Raw genomic sequence first — 352 nt, 5'->3', positions numbered from 1 at the left:
GTTGCGCGCGGCGCGATCCCGGAGAACCCGGCCGAGCTGCTGGTGAGCGAGCGCATGCAGCAGTTCCTCGCGAAGACGAGCGACTACGACATCGTGCTGATCGACACACCGCCCGTGCTGGCCGTATGCGACGCGACCGCGCTCGCGGATAGCTGCGGCACCGTGTTGCTGGTGACGCGCTTCGAGACGACTTCCATCGCGCAGGTGCTGGAGGCGACCGCACAGCTCAAGCAGGCGAATGCCCGGGTGAAGGGTGTGATCTTCAACGGGATCGATACGGACGTCTATCGTTACAGTCTGGGCGCGCGCGCCGGCCTCTATCGCAATGCTTCCTATCTCGACGCATTGCCGG

At 65.1% G+C, this 352-nt stretch carries 1 protein-coding gene; it reads left to right on the top strand.

Annotated features, from left to right (window positions below):
* Nucleotides 1–352, top strand: a 352-nt coding sequence (locus tag ACLFKU_RS44420) for a tyrosine-protein kinase family protein (RefSeq protein ID WP_410853475.1), incomplete at both ends; no start/stop codon positions are given.

Origin of the sequence: Paraburkholderia sp. EG304 (genome assembly GCF_046543485.1) — a bacterium.
GTDB lineage: Bacteria > Pseudomonadota > Gammaproteobacteria > Burkholderiales > Burkholderiaceae > Paraburkholderia > Paraburkholderia youngii.
This window is presented reverse-complemented; position numbering and strand designations above follow the sequence as displayed.